The sequence below is a fragment of the Gracilibacillus sp. D59 genome (assembly GCF_052246695.1).
In the GTDB taxonomy this organism is placed as follows: domain Bacteria; phylum Bacillota; class Bacilli; order Bacillales; family Amphibacillaceae; genus Gracilibacillus.
The window spans coordinates 33,707-49,518 of the sequence record NZ_JBQQCK010000016.1; the positions used below are offsets into that span (position 1 = coordinate 33,707).

Consider the following 15,812-nt stretch of genomic DNA (forward strand, 5'->3'; position numbering starts at 1 on the left):
GATCCGATCTATAAAAACTTTACTTAATAAAGCCTTTATAGTTACGTTTTACTAGCTGCCCTTCTAGTTGTTTCATTGTTTGTAATGCTACACCAACAACAATTAGAAGTCCTGTTCCACCAATTTGGACGGATTGTGGTAAACCTGCCACATCACCCAAAATTAACGGTAAGACAGCTACCGCAGCTAAGAATAATGATCCAACAAATGTTAGTCGATACATAACACGTGTTAAATAAGTCTCCGTTGTTTTACCTGGACGTATACCAGGAATATAGCCACCTTGCTTCTTCAAGTTATCAGCCATTTGTTCTGGGTTAACTTGAACAAATGTATAGAAATACGTAAATGCGATGATTAGTACAACGTAAATAATCATACCAGATACGTTTGAATAATCGAATACATTGGCGATTGTCATCGCAATTTCATTATTTTCAAAGAAGCCTGCTATCGTACGTGGTGCAATGATAAATGAAATCGCAAAAATGACTGGAATTACCCCAGCAGCATTCACTTTTAACGGTAAATGTGTAGAGTGTCCTCCTACTGGTGAACGATTCACTAAGCGCTTCGCATATTGTACTGGAATTTTACGTAAAGCTTGTTGGATAAAGATAACACCTACTGTTACTGCAAGTACGAGCAATACAATTAACAGAACAATTACGATATTTAGGAATAGATCATCTTCTACACCAGATCCAAAGTATTGTGCGTAAATTTGATTAATGCCATTTGGAATGGCTGCTGCGATACCGGCAAAAATAAGGATGGAGATACCATTACCTACACCATTTGCAGTAATTTGTTCCCCTAACCACATTAAAAACGCAGTACCACTTGTTAATACAATGGCGATTACTAGAAATTTGCCTACACCAGGGTCGCTAATTAACAACCCTTCTGACATAGCATTAAAACCTACTGACATTGCACAAGCCTGAACAAATGCTAACCCGATTGTTGCATAACGTGTAACCTGTGCTAACTTTTTACGTCCCATTTCACCTTGCTTTTTCCATTCGGAGAATTTCTGAACGACATCCATTTGCAACAATTGCATAATGATTGATGCCGTGATGTAAGGCATAATCCCCATCGCGAAGATGGAGAAGTTTTTTAATGCTCCACCACCAAATGTATTAAGTAAACCAAATACATTTTGTTCATTCATAAAGTCAATAGCAGTTCGATCTGTGAATGGAACTGGAATAAACGTTCCGATACGAAATACTACTAACATGAGAAGTGTAAAAATAATCTTTTGTCTAATATCAGCCACACGCACAAAATTGGAGATTGTACGAAACATTAAATCACCTCAGTTTGACCGCCCGCTGCTTCAATTTCATTTTTAGCTGAAGCAGAAAACTTATGAGCTTTTACGGTTAATTTCTTTTCTAACTTGCCGTTTCCAAGAATCTTAACGCCTGATTTGACTTTGCTAATGGTACCTGTCTCAAGTAAAAGCTCAGGTGTCACTTCAGTACCTTCGTCAAAACTATTCAATGTTTCAAGGTTAACAATTGCGAAATCTTTACGGTTAATGTTTGTAAAACCACGCTTTGGTAAACGTTGGAAAAGTGGCATTTGTCCACCTTCAAATCCTGGACGTACACCTCCACCAGAACGTGCTTTTTGACCTTTATGGCCACGTCCAGATGTTTTACCATTACCTGATGACATACCACGACCAACGCGGTTACGTTCTTTCTTCGCTTGTGATGGTTTTAATTCATGAAGTTTCATGCGAGCACCTCCTCTTAAAACTAATTTTATTAAACTTCTTTCACGTCAACTAAATGTGATACTTTGTTAATCATGCCTCGCACGACAGGAGTATCTTCACGGACTACTGATTGATGAATCTTTTTAAGACCTAGTGTTTGAACAGTAGCTTTTTGTACTTCTGATCTACCGATGACACTGCGCTTGAGGGTAATTTCTAATTGATTAGACATTTGTTTTCCCTCCTTATCCTAACAATTCTTCTACAGACTTGCCACGAAGTTTTGCTACTTCTTCAGCACGTTTTAATTCGCTAAGTCCATTGATTGTTGCACGAACCATGTTGATTGGTGTGTTAGAACCTAATGATTTAGATAAGATATCTCCTACACCTGCAAGTTCTAATACGGCACGTACGGGTCCACCAGCGATAACTCCGGTACCTTCAACAGCAGGTTTCATTAAGATGTTACCAGCTCCGAATTGTCCGTGAATTTCGTGTGGAATTGTAGTACCAACGATCGGTACATTGACTAAGTTTTTCTTTGCATCATCAATTGCTTTTTTAATAGCATCTGGTACCTCTTGAGCTTTACCTGTACCAAATCCGACATGACCATTTTTATCTCCGACTACGACCAATGCAGCAAAGCGAAAACGACGTCCACCTTTTACTACTTTTGCTACACGGTTAATTGTTACAACGCGTTCTTCTAAATCTAATTTGTTTGGGTCGATGTTAGTACGCAACATATGTCCCTCCTTTTTTGATTAAAATTCAAGACCTGCTTCACGAGCAGCATCTGCTAGAGATTTAACTCGACCATGATATAAATATCCACCACGATCAAAAACAACATTTGTAAATCCTTTATCGACAGCACGTTTAGCAATAAGCTCGCCAACTTGCTTTGCAGACTCTACATTTCCAGTTGCTTCTAAGTTTAAATCCTTATCTACTGTAGATGCACTAACTAAAGTTACGTTGTTCACGTCATCGATTAGTTGTGCGTAGATGTGTTTATTTGAACGAAATACGTTAAGACGTGGGCGCTCCTGTGTTCCGAATAGGTTCTTACGGACACGCTGATGTCTTTTTTTACGTACACTATTTTTATCAGGCTTTGTGATCATCTAGGTCACTCCTTTCTGCTTGTTACCTATCCTTACTTAGCAGTCTTACCTTCTTTACGACGTACATATTCACCTTCATAACGGATACCTTTACCTTTATATGGCTCAGGTGGGCGAATAGCGCGGATGTTTGCTGCAACAGCACCAACTAGTTCTTTGTCGATACCTTTTACAACTACTTTTGTATTAGATGGAACTTCAATTTCAATTCCGTCAATTGGTTCTACTTCTACAGGGTGAGAATAACCAGCATTAACAACAAGTTTGTTTCCTTGTTTTTGTGCACGGTAACCTACACCTTGGATCTCAAGACCTCTTTCGAAACCTTTATGGACACCTTCAACCATATTACCGATTAGGCTTCTAGTTGTACCATGTAATGCTTTGTGCTGTTTAGAGTCACTTGGACGCTCAACAGTTAGTACATTATCCTCAATATTTACTTTCATTTCACTGTGGAAAGAACGGCTTAATTCACCTTTTGGTCCTTTAACAGTAATGTCATTTCCATCTACTTTGATTTCCACACCTTGTGGAATTTCTAGTAATTTTAAACCTATACGAGACATGCTACTACACCTCCTGTCTTCTAAGAATATCTTACCAAATATATGCTAGCACTTCGCCACCGATTGCTTGTGCACGTGCTTCTTTATCAGATAATACCCCTTTTGAAGTAGAAACGATCGCAATACCTAAACCATTTAATACTTTAGGAAGCTCATCTGCTTTTGCATAAACACGTAAACCTGGTTTACTGATTCGTTTTAAACCTGTGATTACACGCTCTTCGTTTGTACCATACTTCAAAAAGATACGAAGGATTCCTTGTTTGTTATCTTCTACATATTCATAGTCACGGATAAAACCTTCACGCTTTAAAATATCTGCAACTTCTTTCTTTAGATTCGACGCTGGGAACTCCAATTTTTCATGGCGTACCATGTTAGCGTTACGAATACGAGTAAGCATATCTGCAATTGGATCTGTCATAACCATTTCTCATTACCTCCTTCCCTATTCGGGGATTTACCAGCTTGCTTTTTTAACACCAGGAATTTGACCTTTATACGCAAGTTCACGGAAACAAATACGGCAAAGCTTGAATTTGCGGATTACAGAATGTGGTCGTCCACAACGTTCACATCTAGTGTATTCTTGCACTTTGAATTTCGCTTTGCGTTGTTGCTTTGCGATCATTGATTTTTTAGCCACTCTTTTCCCTCCTTATTTTAGCTTTTCGCTTATTTTTGGAAAGGCATGCCAAGTTGTGTTAAGAGTTCCGCAGCTTCTTCGTCAGAATTAGCTGTTGTTACGATAACAACGTCCATCCCTCTCACTTTGTTTACTTGGTCATAATTAATTTCTGGGAAAATTAATTGCTCTTTTACACCTAAAGTGTAGTTACCACGGCCATCAAATGCTTTATTAGAGATACCACGGAAGTCACGTACACGTGGTAGTGATACATCAATAAGCTTTTGAAGGAAGTCATACATACGCTCACCGCGTAATGTTACTTTCGCACCGATTGGCATTCCTTCACGTAAGCGGAAGCCAGCGATTGATTTTTTTGCTTTTGTTATTACAGGTTTTTGACCAGTGATTTGAGACAATTCCTCTACTGCAGCATCAAGTGCTTTAGAGTTCTGTACTGCATCACCCACACCCATGTTCACAACAATTTTTTCGACCTTAGGTACTTCCATTACAGAATCATAATTAAATTTCTCAACTAATGAAGAAACAATTTCATCATTGTATTTTTCCTTTAAAGTGTTCATCACGTAAACCTCCTTTCACCGCTAAGACTATTTATCTAAAGATTCACCAGATTTTTTAGCGATTCGAACTTTCTTTCCATCACGTACTTCATACCCAACGCGAGTTGGTTCGCCAGACTTAGGATCTAATGGCATTACATTTGATACATGAATCGCTGCTTCTTGATTCAAGATACCACCTTGTGGGTTTTCTTGAGAAGGTTTAGCGTGTTTTTTTACAACATTAACACCTTCTACAAGCACACGATCTTTTTTCGGAAATGCAGCTAAAACTGAACCCTGCTTTCCTTTATCTTTACCTGAGATTATTTGTACTTTATCACCTTTTTTGACATGCATGCTATCCGCACCTCCTTACACGGTTTTTCCGTAACGTGCTTATAATACTTCTGGAGCTAGAGATACGATTTTCATGAATTTCGCATCACGCAATTCACGTGCAACTGGTCCAAAAATACGAGTACCTCTTGGACTTTGGTCATCACGAACGATGACAGCTGCATTTTCATCAAATCGAATATAAGAACCGTCTTTACGTCTTACTCCGCTCTTAGAACGTACGATTACTGCTTTTACTACTTCACCTTTTTTAACAACGCCTCCAGGTGTTGCTTGTTTCACCGAGCAAACAATTACATCACCAATATTCGCTGTTTTGCGACCAGAACCACCTAGTACTTTAATCGCTTGTACCTCACGAGCACCAGAGTTATCTGCTACTTTTAAACGAGATTCTTGTTGGATCATATTCGTGTACCCTCCCTTCGGAACTTATCCGAGCGAACTTTAATTAAATAATTACTGCTTCTTCCACAACTTCAACTAGACGGAAACGTTTTGTTTTAGATTGTGGTTTAGTTTCCATGATTCGAACAACATCGCCGATTTTTGCTTGATTGTTTTCATCATGTGCTTTGAATTTTTTAGAGTATCTAACACGTTTGCCATATAAATTGTGAAATTTATACGTCTCAACTACTACAGTGATAGTCTTATCCATCTTGTCAGATACGACACGTCCGGTATAGACCTTACGATTATTACGCTCACTCATCTGAGGCTAACCTCCTTTATTATCAGTTATTTACGCTTAGCTCTCTTTCGCGAACAACAGTCTTCATACGTGCGATTGATTTGCGTACTTCACGTAGACGTGCTGTGTTTTCCAATTGACCAGTTGCAAGTTGGAAACGCAAATTGAAAAGCTCTTCTTTTAATGACTTGATCTTTTGTTCAATTTCGGCAGTGGTTAGTTCTCTAATTTCATTAGCCTTCATTGATTTCACCACCAATTTCTTCTCGTTTTACGAATTTCGTTTTGATTGGCAATTTATGAGATGCAAGACGAAGTGCTTCACGCGCTACCTCTTCTGATACACCCGCAATCTCAAACATTATCTTACCAGGTTTAACAACTGCTACCCATCCTTCAGGAGCACCTTTACCAGAACCCATACGAACCTCTAGAGGCTTAGCTGTATAAGGTTTATCTGGGAAAATTTTAATCCAAACTTTACCACCACGCTTCATATAACGAGTCATCGCTATACGAGCTGCTTCGATTTGACGGCTAGTAATCCAAGCGGAATCAACAGCCTGTAGGCCGTATTCACCGAATGCTACTGACGTACCGCCTTTCGCTTTACCTTTCATATTACCACGATGTTGCTTACGATGTTTTACACGTTTTGGCATTAACATAATGCTTTGCCCCCTTCCTTATTTATTGTTTTTAGTTGGAAGGACTTCTCCACGATAAATCCATACTTTAACACCTAGTTTACCGTAAGTTGTGTCTGCTTCTGCAGTTCCATAATCGATATCTGCACGCAAAGTATGAAGTGGAACAGTTCCTTCGCTATAGCTTTCCGCTCTTGCCATATCTGCACCGCCAAGACGACCTGATACTTGTGTACGAATACCTTTCGCACCTGCACGCATTGCGCGTTGGATCGTTTGTTTTTGTGCACGACGGAATGATACACGGTTTTCTAATTGACGAGCAATGTTTTCAGCTACTAATTTAGCATCTAAATCAGCTTTTTTCACTTCAACAATGTTGATGTGTACTCTCTTACCAGTTAGTTGGTTAAGTGATTTACGTAGTGCTTCTACTTCAGAACCACCTTTACCAATTACCATACCTGGTTTAGCTGTAGAAATAGAAATATTCACACGATTAGCTGCTCTTTCGATTTCAACTTTAGATACAGCTCCATCTTTCAAACGTTCTTCGATATATTCACGAATTCTAATATCTTCATGTAAAAGATCCGCATAATCTTTACCTGCGTACCATTTTGATTCCCAATCACGGATAACTCCGACACGAAGACCAGTTGGATTTACTTTTTGACCCATAGATTATCCCTCCTTCTTCTCAGATAGAACCACTGTGATGTGGCTAGTTCGTTTATTAATTTGTGTTGCACGACCTTGTGCACGTGGACGGAAACGTTTCAAAGTAACACCTTCGTTTACAAACGCTTCTGACACTACTAAGTTATCAGGGTTCATTTCATAATTGTGCTCTGCATTTGCGATCGCAGAGTTTATTAACTTCTCCACAACTGGTGAAGCACCGCGTTGTGTATGTTTTAAAATCGCAATTGCTTCTCCTGCCTCTTTGCCACGGATTAAATCGATCACTAGGCGGACTTTACGAGGAGCAATACGAACTGATTTTGCAACAGCTTTTGCTTGCATTAGGAGTACCTCCTCTCAATTAACGTTTTGTTTTTCTGTCGTCTCCAGCATGCCCTCTATACGTGCGAGATGGAGCGAATTCACCTAATTTGTGTCCAACCATATCTTCTGTTACGTATACTGGCACATGCTTGCGACCATCATATACCGCAATCGTATGACCAACAAAGCTTGGGAAAATAGTAGAGCGACGAGACCAAGTCTTCACCACTGTCTTTTTATTATCTTCGTTCAATTTGTCGATCTTTTTTAATAAATGGTCATCTGCGAAAGGTCCTTTTTTTAAGCTACGACCCATGGATAAGCCTCCCTTCGCGATTGTCGGACGGGTATTAATGCCCGTCGTTCAACCCCGTTATTTTTTGCGTTTACGTACAATAAATTTATCAGATTGCTTGTTACGCTGACGTGTTTTGTAACCAAGTGTTGGTTTGCCCCAAGGTGACATTGGTGATTTACGTCCGATTGGCGCACGTCCTTCACCACCACCGTGTGGGTGATCGTTAGGGTTCATTACAGAACCACGAACTGTTGGGCGCTTGCCTTGCCAACGAGAACGTCCAGCTTTACCTACGCTGATTAATTCGTGCTCTAAGTTACCTACTTGACCGATTGTTGCACGACAAGTCGCTAAGACTAAGCGTACTTCACCTGAAGCCAAACGTACTAATACGTATTTACCTTCACGACCTAGGATTTGTGCTTGAGCACCTGCGGATCTTGCTAATTGTGCTCCACGACCTGGTTTTAATTCGATGTTATGAATGATTGTACCTACTGGGATATCTCCAAGTGGTAATGCATTACCTAGTTTAATATCTGCGTCTGAACCAGATACGATTTCTTGACCTACTTGAATACCTTTTGGTGCAATGATATAACGTTTTTCTCCATCTGCATAATGGATTAGTGCGATGTTTGCAGAACGGTTTGGATCGTATTCGATTGTAGCAACTTTGCCTGGTATTCCATCTTTGTCACGTTTGAAATCGATAATACGATACTTACGCTTGTGTCCACCGCCTTGATGACGAACTGTTAATTTACCTTGATTATTACGTCCACCACGTTTGCTCAATGGTGCAAGTAGTGTTTTTTCCGGTTCATTAGTAGTGATTTCTGCAAAATCAGATACTGACATACCTCTACGACCATTGGAAGTTGGTTTATACTTTTTAATCGCCATCTGTTTTCCCTCCTTTTTTATTCAAATTATAACGTTTCAAAGAAATCTAATTCTTTACTGTCTTCAGATAACTGAACAATTGCTTTCTTACGGTTAGAGCGGTATCCGCCATAACGTCCCATACGCTTGAACTTACCTTTTTTGTTCAATGTATTTACATTCTCAACTTTCACAGCAAAGATCTCTTCTATCGCATCTTTGATTTGAGTTTTGTTCGCTTCTTTACTCACTTCAAAAGTGTATTTCTTTTCTGCCATTAAATCTGCAGAGTGTTCTGTAATGATAGGGCGCTTAATAATATCACGTGCATCTGCCATTATGCAAGCACCTCCCCTACTTTTTCAGCTGCTTCTTTCGTTAAGATCAGCTTGTCATGCGTAAGCAAGTCTAATACATTCACTTCGCTTACTGTTAATACTTTTACGTTTTGAAGATTATTAGCTGATTTTGCTAATACATCGTCTTTGTCTGCTGTAACGATCAATGCTTTTGCATCTACATTTAATGAGGAAAGCATAGAAACAACTTCTTTTGTTTTTGGTGTTTCGATAGCGATTCCTTCTAATACTACCAAGCTATCTTCTTTTACCTTAGAAGAAAGAGCAGATTTAAGCGCTAATCTACGAACTTTCTTAGGTAGTTTGTAGCTATAGCTTCTTGGAGTAGGTCCGAATACTGTTCCACCACCTACCCATTGTGGTGAGCGAATTGAACCTTGACGTGCACGGCCTGTTCCTTTTTGGCGCCATGGTTTACGTCCACCACCACGAACGTCAGAACGGTTTTTCACCGCATGTGTACCTTGGCGTAAAGATGCGCGTTGCATCAAAACAGCGTCGTGTAGTACATGTTCGTTTGGCTCGATTCCGAATACCGCATCGTTGATTTCTACATCACCAACTTGTGATCCACTTTGATTATATAGTGCTACTTTAGGCATGACATATCCTCCCTTCGATTAATAATTAGTTAGCCTTTATTGCACTCGTAACTTTCACGAATGATTTTTTTGCACCTGGAACGTTACCTTTGATTAATAGAAGGTTACGCTCTGCGTCAACTTTTACTACTTCTAAGTTTTGGATTGTAATTTGCTCTCCACCCATTTGTCCTGGTAGGTTTTTACCTTTAAATACGCGCATTGGGTCAATTACACCCATCGCACCAGGGCTTCTATGATAGTGAGAACCGTGTGACATTGGTCCACGGGATTGGTTGTGACGCTTGATAGCACCTTGGAAACCTTTCCCTTTAGAAGTACCTGTTACATCAATTTTATCTCCCGCTTCAAAAACCTCTACGCTTATCTCTTGACCTAAATCATATTCATCAAGATTTACGTCACGGACTTCACGAACGAAGCGCTTAGGAGTAGTATTTGCTTTTTCAGCATGTCCTTGTTCTGGTTTATTAGTACGATTTTTCTTTTCATCGGCAAAACCAATTTGGATTGCTTCATAGCCATCATTTTCTTCTGTTCGCTTTTGCAGCACAACGTTTGGTTCAGCTTCAATTACAGTTACAGGGATTAATTCGCCTTCTTCTGAGAATAGCTGAGTCATGCCGATTTTGCGACCTAAGATTCCTTTCGTCATCCGTTACACCTCCTAGATTGTTAAATTTATATTATAGTTTAATTTCAATATCTACACCTGACGGTAAATCAAGACGCATTAATGCATCAACCGTTTTTGGTGTCGGACTTACAATATCAATTAGACGTTTATGTGTGCGCATTTCGAATTGCTCACGAGCATCTTTATATTTGTGAGTCGCACGTAAGACTGTGTATACCGATTTTTCCGTTGGTAACGGAATCGGACCTGAAACTCCTGCACCAGATCTTTTTGCAGTATCTACAATTTTATCTGCAGATTGATCTAAAATACGGTGATCATACGCTTTTAAACGAATTCTGATTTTTTCTTTTGCCATTATTTTCCCTCCTTTACGCCCATTTAGATAATAGACTTTCTCCGCGAAAATTCCTTGGTGCACCCGCCATGGCAAAGGGGCCGGGTGTGCCAACAACCTTCCGCATCATCGCCTGTTTTATGACCAACATTGTTTATTATATAGAAAACAGCAGGCAAATGCAACATTTTATGCATATTTTTTAAGATTTTTTTAATCATCTAATCCGGAGCCATTTTAACACTGATAATTCAAACAGAACCCAACACACATTTCCAAATAAAATGCTACATGTTATACCAATAATAAGGATTATGTTCAGTAGACTTTAACGTTGTAGTAATCTTGAAATGTATGTTCTGCTTAAAATCCGCTCCGGTTGCCCGCTTCCCTTTCCGCGGGGTTTTCTCTTCAGCTAACTTTTCCAAGCAAAAAACGCTTGGAAAAGTGGATCTTCAGAGAAAACAGTCCCGCAGGAGTTGAAGCGGGCGGCCTCCACTATTATAAGTTCTACATTTCGTGTAAGGATTAGAATATTGATTTAATTATCAGTGTATATAAAAGACTTCCGTGCAATCATTGTGCATAATATTCAAAGTATTAACTGTCATAATCTGTGTATAGCAATTTATAGCGGAGGCCGATTGCGTAGACTCCGCATGCGTTCAGGGCGAGCTGAAGATCCATTTTAAAAAATAAATAACATTTATTTTTTAAAATTAGCTGAGGCTGTCCCCACGGAAAGCGAAGCAATCGACCGAAGCGGTAATAAAAATCTATCCTCACAATATTAATACATAGAAAAATAGTAGTCTACTGAACATAATCCTTACTATGGTCAGTAAATAACTTTGGTATAACATGAGTGAGGTAAGGTTTCAAATATCTTTTTAACTAAAAAGCAGGTAGCGCTTGGCTACCTGCTTTTTTATATGTCATTGATTACTCAATGATTTCTGCTACGACACCTGCACCTACTGTACGTCCACCTTCACGGATTGAGAATTTAGTTCCATCCTCGATCGCGATAGGAGAAATAAGAGATACTGTCATTTCAATGTTATCACCAGGCATTACCATTTCCACGCCTTCTGGTAACTCGATTACACCAGTTACGTCAGTTGTACGGAAATAGAATTGCGGACGATAGTTTGAGAAGAATGGAGTATGACGTCCACCTTCGTCTTTAGATAGTACATAAACTTCTGCACGGAACTTAGTATGTGGCGTGATAGTACCTGGCTTAGCTAGTACTTGACCACGGTTGATGTCTTCACGTGCAACACCACGAAGTAATGCACCAATGTTATCCCCAGCTTCTGCATAGTCAAGAAGCTTACGGAACATTTCCACACCAGTGATTGTTGTTTTAGATGGTTCTTCAGCAAGACCGATGATTTCGATATCGTCACCTACTTTTACAACACCACGCTCTACACGTCCTGTTGCAACAGTACCACGACCAGTGATTGAGAATACGTCCTCAACTGGCATCATGAATGGTTTTTCAGTATCACGGTCTGGACGAGGAATATAATCGTCAACTGCTTCCATAAGTTCAAGGATAGCGTTAACGTATTGCTCTTCACCTTCAAGTGCTTGAAGTGCAGAACCTTTGATTACTGGTACATCATCACCAGGGAAGTCATATTCACTTAATAGATCACGTACTTCCATTTCAACTAGTTCTAGAAGTTCTTCGTCATCTACCATATCACATTTGTTTAAGAATACAACGATCGCTGGTACACCTACTTGACGAGAAAGTAAGATGTGCTCACGAGTTTGTGGCATTGGACCATCAGCAGCAGATACTACAAGGATAGCGCCGTCCATTTGTGCAGCACCAGTGATCATGTTTTTAACATAGTCAGCGTGACCTGGGCAGTCAACGTGCGCATAGTGACGGTTGTCTGTTTCATACTCAACGTGTGCTGTTGAGATTGTGATTCCACGTTCTTTCTCTTCTGGAGCACCATCGATTTGGTCGTATGCACGAGCTTCCCCGCTACCATATTTGTTGAAAAGAACGTTTGTAATTGCTGCAGTTAAAGTTGTTTTACCATGGTCAACGTGTCCAATTGTACCAATATTAACGTGGTCTTTGGAACGGTCAAATTTTTCTTTAGCCATGTATATTTCCTCCTTTAAGTAAGTAAAAAGTTTTTTTATATTTTCATGTATCATGGCTTAGAAATTTGTTATCTAAGCCTATAATACAAGTTATACTTTAGATTAAGAAAAAAATCAATTATTCACCAGCATTTTTCTTAATAATTTCTTCTGAGATGCTCTTAGGAACTTCTTCGTAGTGATCGAAGTGCATTGTATAAGTACCACGACCCTGTGTATTAGAACGAAGTGCAGTTGCATAACCAAACATTTCTGCAAGTGGAACAAATGCTTTAACTACTTGAGCAGGTCCACGTGCTTCCATTCCTTCTACACGTCCACGACGGGAAGTTACATCACCCATAATGTCACCCATATATTCTTCTGGGATAACAACTTCAACCTTCATCATAGGTTCAAGGATTACTGGGTTACATTTGTTTTTCGCTGCTTTAAGCGCCATAGATGCTGCTACTTTAAATGCTGTTTCGTTAGAGTCAACATCATGGTAGCTTCCATCATAAAGTGTCGCTTTTACATCAATTAGTGGATATCCCGCTACTACACCATTTTCCAATGATTCTTTAATACCAGCTTCAACGGAAGGGATGTATTCACGTGGTACTACACCACCAACGATTTTATTTACGAATTCAAATCCTGCACCTTCTTCGTTAGGTTCAAATTTAACCCAAACGTGACCATATTGACCACGACCACCAGATTGGCGAACGAATTTACCTTCTACTTCCGCAGAGCCACGGAATGTTTCACGGTAAGATACTTGTGGAGCACCAACGTTAGCTTCTACTTTAAACTCACGCTTTAGACGATCCACGATGATATCAAGGTGTAACTCACCCATACCAGAGATGATCGTTTGACCAGTCTCTTGGTTTGTCTCTGTTCTGAAAGTAGGGTCTTCCTCTGCAAGCTTACCTAACGCAATAGCCATTTTATCTTGATCAGCTTTTGATTTAGGCTCGATTGCTACAGAGATAACTGGTTCAGGGAATTCCATTGATTCTAGGATTACTAGACTTTTCTCATCACATAATGTGTCACCAGTACTAGTATCTTTCAAACCAACAGCTCCCGCAATATCCCCAGCGTAAACTTCATCAATTTCCTCACGAGAGTTTGCGTGCATTTGTAGGATACGTCCTACACGCTCACGTTTATCTTTCGTAGAGTTTTTCACGTATGAACCTGATTTCAATGAACCAGAGTATACACGGAAGAATGTAAGTTTACCAACAAATGGGTCTGTTGCTACTTTAAATGCTAAAGCAGAGAATGGTTCTTTATCGTCTGCTTTACGAACTACTTCCTCTTCTGTTTGAGGTACATGACCTTCAATTGGAGGAATATCTAATGGTGATGGTAGGTAATCTACTACACCATCAATTAGTAGTTGTACACCTTTGTTTTTGAAGGCAGATCCACAGAATACCGGGTAGAACTCAACACTTAAAGTTGCTTTACGGATAGCACTTCTTAACTCATCGTTAGAGAACTCTTCACCTTCTAAGTATCGTTCCATTAGATCTTCATCTAATTCAGCAACTGCTTCAACTAGATTTGTACGATATTCTTCAGCTTGCTCTTTGTACTCATCAGGAATAGGCTTCGCTTCTGCACGAGTACCTAGATCATCAAGGTAGTAGTAAGCTTCCATTGAGATAAGATCAATGATTCCTTCAAATTCATCTTCAGCACCGATTGGAAGTTGTACCGGGTGAGCATTTGCTCCCAAGCGATCTCCCAATGTTCCTACTGAATAAAGGAAATCTGCACCGACTTTATCCATTTTGTTTACAAAAACGATACGTGGTACACCATATGTTGTTGCTTGGCGCCACACTGTTTCTGTTTGTGGTTCTACACCAGACTGTGCATCTAGAACAGCTACTGCACCATCAAGTACACGTAATGAACGTTCAACTTCCACTGTGAAGTCTACGTGTCCAGGTGTATCGATGATGTTGATGCGGTGACCTTTCCACTGAGCAGTTGTTGCTGCAGAAGTGATGGTAATACCACGTTCTTGTTCCTGCTCCATCCAGTCCATTTGAGAAGCACCTTCATGTGTTTCCCCAATTTTGTGGATACGTCCCGTATAAAACAAGATACGTTCTGTTGCAGTTGTTTTACCAGCATCGATGTGTGCCATGATACCGATATTACGTGTTTTCTCCAAGGAGAACTCTCTAGGCATGAATCTTTCTCCTTCCTAAATAAAAGATTGTTTTTTGGATGATTACCAGCGATAGTGAGCAAATGCTTTGTTTGCTTCTGCCATCTTGTGCATATCTTCTCGTTTTTTAACAGATGCACCTGTATTATTTGAAGCATCTAGAATTTCATTCGCTAAACGCTCTTCCATTGTTTTTTCGCCGCGAAGACGAGAATAATTTACAATGTAACGTAAACCTAGTGCTTGACGACGTTCTGGTCTTACCTCTACTGGTACTTGGTAGTTAGAACCACCAACACGACGAGCGCGTACCTCAAGTACTGGCATAACATTTTTCATTGCCTGTTCAAATACTTCCATAGCGTTTTGACCGCTACGTTCTTGAACTAATTCGAATGCACGATACAAAATCTTTTGCGCTTTACCTCTTTTTCCATCAATCATAATTTGATTGATTAAACGAGTAACTAGTTTTGAGTTGTATAACGGATCTGGTAAGACATCACGCTTTGGTACTGGTCCTTTACGTGGCATATCTCCCCCTCCTTCCTATTGTGTTTTTATTAGAAATGCTTATTTTTTAGGTTTTTTCGCACCGTATTTTGAACGTCCTTGCATACGTCCTTCTACACCTGAAGTATCAAGTGCACCACGAACGATATGATAACGAACCCCTGGTAAGTCTTTTACACGACCACCACGAATTAATACAACACTGTGTTCTTGCAGGTTATGACCAATTCCAGGAATATAAGCTGTAACCTCGATTTGGTTTGACAAACGAACACGCGCATATTTACGAAGTGCAGAGTTCGGTTTCTTTGGTGTTAATGTACCTACACGAGTACACACTCCACGTTTTTGTGGGGAAGATTGGTCAGTCGCAACTTTTTTACGACTATTGTACCCTTTATTTAAAGCAGGTGAGTCTGACTTTTTAGACTTAGTCACACGACCTTTACGTACTAATTGATTAATAGTTGGCATCTATTTTTCCTCCTCTCTGTTCTTGAGATGTAATACCACACATCCAGGTGGTTCATAATAG

The 15,812-nt window shown here is 39.7% G+C and carries 26 protein-coding genes; all 26 read right to left on the bottom strand.

Annotated features, from left to right (window positions below; all coding sequences use genetic code 11):
- Positions 1-19: 19 nt before the first annotated feature.
- Complete coding sequence (gene secY / locus ACTWP4_RS20185; protein WP_443130594.1) at positions 20-1,315, bottom strand: preprotein translocase subunit SecY; 1,296 nt, start codon at positions 1,313-1,315, stop codon at positions 20-22.
- The gene (gene rplO, locus ACTWP4_RS20190; protein ID WP_443130595.1) at positions 1,315-1,752 is read right to left on the bottom strand and encodes a 50S ribosomal protein L15; all 438 of its coding nucleotides are present in this window, start codon (positions 1,750-1,752) and stop codon (positions 1,315-1,317) included. The genes secY and rplO overlap by 1 nt, the downstream gene beginning before the upstream one ends.
- A gap of 29 nt (positions 1,753-1,781) precedes the next feature.
- Positions 1,782-1,964 carry a 50S ribosomal protein L30 gene (rpmD, locus tag ACTWP4_RS20195; protein ID WP_100362610.1) on the bottom strand — a complete coding sequence of 61 codons (183 nt, stop codon included), beginning with the start codon at positions 1,962-1,964 and terminating at the stop codon, positions 1,782-1,784.
- A gap of 13 nt (positions 1,965-1,977) precedes the next feature.
- A complete protein-coding gene (rpsE, locus tag ACTWP4_RS20200) occupies positions 1,978-2,484 on the bottom strand; it encodes a 30S ribosomal protein S5 (RefSeq protein ID WP_018934228.1) in 507 nt (168 codons plus the stop codon).
- 18 nt (positions 2,485-2,502) lie between these two features.
- Positions 2,503-2,865: a 50S ribosomal protein L18 gene (gene rplR / locus ACTWP4_RS20205; RefSeq protein WP_443130596.1), complete on the bottom strand. Its 363-nt coding sequence runs from the start codon at positions 2,863-2,865 to the stop codon at positions 2,503-2,505.
- A 32-nt stretch (positions 2,866-2,897) separates the two neighbouring features.
- Complete coding sequence (rplF, locus tag ACTWP4_RS20210) at positions 2,898-3,434, bottom strand: 50S ribosomal protein L6 (protein WP_443130597.1); 537 nt, start codon at positions 3,432-3,434, stop codon at positions 2,898-2,900.
- A gap of 31 nt (positions 3,435-3,465) precedes the next feature.
- On the bottom strand, positions 3,466-3,864 hold the full coding sequence (gene rpsH, locus ACTWP4_RS20215) for a 30S ribosomal protein S8 (RefSeq protein WP_443130598.1): 399 nt from the start codon (positions 3,862-3,864) through the stop codon (positions 3,466-3,468).
- Between the two features lie 30 nt (positions 3,865-3,894).
- Complete coding sequence (gene rpsN, locus ACTWP4_RS20220; protein ID WP_018934224.1) at positions 3,895-4,080, bottom strand: 30S ribosomal protein S14; 186 nt, start codon at positions 4,078-4,080, stop codon at positions 3,895-3,897.
- Between the two features lie 29 nt (positions 4,081-4,109).
- A complete protein-coding gene (rplE, locus tag ACTWP4_RS20225; protein WP_443130599.1) occupies positions 4,110-4,649 on the bottom strand; it encodes a 50S ribosomal protein L5 in 540 nt (179 codons plus the stop codon).
- A 27-nt stretch (positions 4,650-4,676) separates the two neighbouring features.
- Entirely contained in the window at positions 4,677-4,988 is a 312-nt protein-coding gene (gene rplX, locus ACTWP4_RS20230) for a 50S ribosomal protein L24 (RefSeq protein ID WP_443130600.1), read from the bottom strand.
- Between the two features lie 39 nt (positions 4,989-5,027).
- Entirely contained in the window at positions 5,028-5,396 is a 369-nt protein-coding gene (gene rplN, locus ACTWP4_RS20235) for a 50S ribosomal protein L14 (RefSeq protein ID WP_018934221.1), read from the bottom strand.
- Between the two features lie 43 nt (positions 5,397-5,439).
- Positions 5,440-5,703, bottom strand: coding sequence for a 30S ribosomal protein S17 (rpsQ, locus tag ACTWP4_RS20240; protein ID WP_443130601.1), 264 nt, complete (start codon positions 5,701-5,703; stop codon positions 5,440-5,442).
- A 22-nt stretch (positions 5,704-5,725) separates the two neighbouring features.
- Positions 5,726-5,926 (bottom strand): 50S ribosomal protein L29, encoded by a 201-nt coding sequence (gene rpmC, locus ACTWP4_RS20245; protein ID WP_018934219.1) that lies wholly within the window; start codon positions 5,924-5,926, stop codon positions 5,726-5,728.
- The gene (gene rplP, locus ACTWP4_RS20250) at positions 5,916-6,350 is read right to left on the bottom strand and encodes a 50S ribosomal protein L16 (protein ID WP_443130602.1); all 435 of its coding nucleotides are present in this window, start codon (positions 6,348-6,350) and stop codon (positions 5,916-5,918) included. Before rplP ends, rpmC begins: the two co-directional genes overlap by 11 nt.
- A gap of 18 nt (positions 6,351-6,368) precedes the next feature.
- Positions 6,369-7,010 carry a 30S ribosomal protein S3 gene (rpsC, locus tag ACTWP4_RS20255; RefSeq protein ID WP_100362618.1) on the bottom strand — a complete coding sequence of 214 codons (642 nt, stop codon included), beginning with the start codon at positions 7,008-7,010 and terminating at the stop codon, positions 6,369-6,371.
- 3 nt (positions 7,011-7,013) lie between these two features.
- Positions 7,014-7,355 carry a 50S ribosomal protein L22 gene (rplV, locus tag ACTWP4_RS20260; RefSeq protein ID WP_443130603.1) on the bottom strand — a complete coding sequence of 114 codons (342 nt, stop codon included), beginning with the start codon at positions 7,353-7,355 and terminating at the stop codon, positions 7,014-7,016.
- Positions 7,356-7,374: 19 nt separating this feature from the next.
- Positions 7,375-7,653, bottom strand: a complete 279-nt coding sequence (gene rpsS / locus ACTWP4_RS20265; protein WP_443130604.1) for a 30S ribosomal protein S19 — start codon at positions 7,651-7,653, stop codon at positions 7,375-7,377.
- 57 nt (positions 7,654-7,710) lie between these two features.
- Complete coding sequence (gene rplB / locus ACTWP4_RS20270; RefSeq protein WP_443130605.1) at positions 7,711-8,541, bottom strand: 50S ribosomal protein L2; 831 nt, start codon at positions 8,539-8,541, stop codon at positions 7,711-7,713.
- A gap of 26 nt (positions 8,542-8,567) precedes the next feature.
- Positions 8,568-8,858, bottom strand: a complete 291-nt coding sequence (gene rplW, locus ACTWP4_RS20275; protein WP_443130606.1) for a 50S ribosomal protein L23 — start codon at positions 8,856-8,858, stop codon at positions 8,568-8,570.
- On the bottom strand, positions 8,858-9,481 hold the full coding sequence (rplD, locus tag ACTWP4_RS20280; RefSeq protein ID WP_443130607.1) for a 50S ribosomal protein L4: 624 nt from the start codon (positions 9,479-9,481) through the stop codon (positions 8,858-8,860). The genes rplW and rplD overlap by 1 nt, the downstream gene beginning before the upstream one ends.
- 25 nt (positions 9,482-9,506) lie before the next feature.
- Positions 9,507-10,136, bottom strand: coding sequence for a 50S ribosomal protein L3 (gene rplC / locus ACTWP4_RS20285; RefSeq protein ID WP_443130608.1), 630 nt, complete (start codon positions 10,134-10,136; stop codon positions 9,507-9,509).
- 31 nt (positions 10,137-10,167) lie between these two features.
- On the bottom strand, positions 10,168-10,476 hold the full coding sequence (rpsJ, locus tag ACTWP4_RS20290; protein WP_443130609.1) for a 30S ribosomal protein S10: 309 nt from the start codon (positions 10,474-10,476) through the stop codon (positions 10,168-10,170).
- A 921-nt stretch (positions 10,477-11,397) separates the two neighbouring features.
- Positions 11,398-12,588 carry an elongation factor Tu gene (tuf, locus tag ACTWP4_RS20295; protein WP_443130610.1) on the bottom strand — a complete coding sequence of 397 codons (1,191 nt, stop codon included), beginning with the start codon at positions 12,586-12,588 and terminating at the stop codon, positions 11,398-11,400.
- Between the two features lie 118 nt (positions 12,589-12,706).
- Positions 12,707-14,785, bottom strand: a complete 2,079-nt coding sequence (gene fusA, locus ACTWP4_RS20300; protein WP_443130611.1) for an elongation factor G — start codon at positions 14,783-14,785, stop codon at positions 12,707-12,709.
- 42 nt (positions 14,786-14,827) lie between these two features.
- Complete coding sequence (gene rpsG, locus ACTWP4_RS20305; RefSeq protein ID WP_443130612.1) at positions 14,828-15,298, bottom strand: 30S ribosomal protein S7; 471 nt, start codon at positions 15,296-15,298, stop codon at positions 14,828-14,830.
- Positions 15,299-15,337: 39 nt separating this feature from the next.
- Positions 15,338-15,751 carry a 30S ribosomal protein S12 gene (gene rpsL, locus ACTWP4_RS20310; RefSeq protein ID WP_443130613.1) on the bottom strand — a complete coding sequence of 138 codons (414 nt, stop codon included), beginning with the start codon at positions 15,749-15,751 and terminating at the stop codon, positions 15,338-15,340.
- Between the last annotated feature and the right edge of the window lie 61 nt (positions 15,752-15,812).

Excerpts from the sequence above, each read along its gene's own strand:
- rpsG (WP_443130612.1), bottom strand. The coding sequence starts at position 15,298 with ATGCCACGTAAAGGACCAGTACCAAAGCGTGATGTCTTACCAGATCCG.
- rplB (WP_443130605.1), bottom strand. The coding sequence starts at position 8,541 with ATGGCGATTAAAAAGTATAAACCAACTTCCAATGGTCGTAGAGGTATG.
- rplE (WP_443130599.1), bottom strand. The coding sequence starts at position 4,649 with ATGAACACTTTAAAGGAAAAATACAATGATGAAATTGTTTCTTCATTA.
- rpsJ (WP_443130609.1), bottom strand. The coding sequence starts at position 10,476 with ATGGCAAAAGAAAAAATCAGAATTCGTTTAAAAGCGTATGATCACCGT.
- rplN (WP_018934221.1), bottom strand. The coding sequence starts at position 5,396 with ATGATCCAACAAGAATCTCGTTTAAAAGTAGCAGATAACTCTGGTGCT.
- rplC (WP_443130608.1), bottom strand. The coding sequence starts at position 10,136 with ATGACGAAAGGAATCTTAGGTCGCAAAATCGGCATGACTCAGCTATTC.
- tuf (WP_443130610.1), bottom strand. The coding sequence starts at position 12,588 with ATGGCTAAAGAAAAATTTGACCGTTCCAAAGACCACGTTAATATTGGT.
- rplR (WP_443130596.1), bottom strand. The coding sequence starts at position 2,865 with ATGATCACAAAGCCTGATAAAAATAGTGTACGTAAAAAAAGACATCAG.
- rpsQ (WP_443130601.1), bottom strand. The coding sequence starts at position 5,703 with ATGAGTGAGCGTAATAATCGTAAGGTCTATACCGGACGTGTCGTATCT.
- rpmC (WP_018934219.1), bottom strand. The coding sequence starts at position 5,926 with ATGAAGGCTAATGAAATTAGAGAACTAACCACTGCCGAAATTGAACAA.
- rplF (WP_443130597.1), bottom strand. The coding sequence starts at position 3,434 with ATGTCTCGTATAGGTTTAAAATTACTAGAAATTCCACAAGGTGTGGAA.
- rplV (WP_443130603.1), bottom strand. The coding sequence starts at position 7,355 with ATGCAAGCAAAAGCTGTTGCAAAATCAGTTCGTATTGCTCCTCGTAAA.
- secY (WP_443130594.1), bottom strand. The coding sequence starts at position 1,315 with ATGTTTCGTACAATCTCCAATTTTGTGCGTGTGGCTGATATTAGACAA.
- rpsH (WP_443130598.1), bottom strand. The coding sequence starts at position 3,864 with ATGGTTATGACAGATCCAATTGCAGATATGCTTACTCGTATTCGTAAC.
- rpsS (WP_443130604.1), bottom strand. The coding sequence starts at position 7,653 with ATGGGTCGTAGCTTAAAAAAAGGACCTTTCGCAGATGACCATTTATTA.
- rplX (WP_443130600.1), bottom strand. The coding sequence starts at position 4,988 with ATGCATGTCAAAAAAGGTGATAAAGTACAAATAATCTCAGGTAAAGAT.
- rpsE (WP_018934228.1), bottom strand. The coding sequence starts at position 2,484 with ATGTTGCGTACTAACATCGACCCAAACAAATTAGATTTAGAAGAACGC.
- fusA (WP_443130611.1), bottom strand. The coding sequence starts at position 14,785 with ATGCCTAGAGAGTTCTCCTTGGAGAAAACACGTAATATCGGTATCATG.
- rplW (WP_443130606.1), bottom strand. The coding sequence starts at position 8,858 with ATGGCAGATGCACGTGATATTATTAAGCGCCCTATCATTACAGAACAC.
- rpmD (WP_100362610.1), bottom strand. The coding sequence starts at position 1,964 with ATGTCTAATCAATTAGAAATTACCCTCAAGCGCAGTGTCATCGGTAGA.
- rplD (WP_443130607.1), bottom strand. The coding sequence starts at position 9,481 with ATGCCTAAAGTAGCACTATATAATCAAAGTGGATCACAAGTTGGTGAT.
- rpsC (WP_100362618.1), bottom strand. The coding sequence starts at position 7,010 with ATGGGTCAAAAAGTAAATCCAACTGGTCTTCGTGTCGGAGTTATCCGT.
- rpsL (WP_443130613.1), bottom strand. The coding sequence starts at position 15,751 with ATGCCAACTATTAATCAATTAGTACGTAAAGGTCGTGTGACTAAGTCT.
- rplO (WP_443130595.1), bottom strand. The coding sequence starts at position 1,752 with ATGAAACTTCATGAATTAAAACCATCACAAGCGAAGAAAGAACGTAAC.
- rplP (WP_443130602.1), bottom strand. The coding sequence starts at position 6,350 with ATGTTAATGCCAAAACGTGTAAAACATCGTAAGCAACATCGTGGTAAT.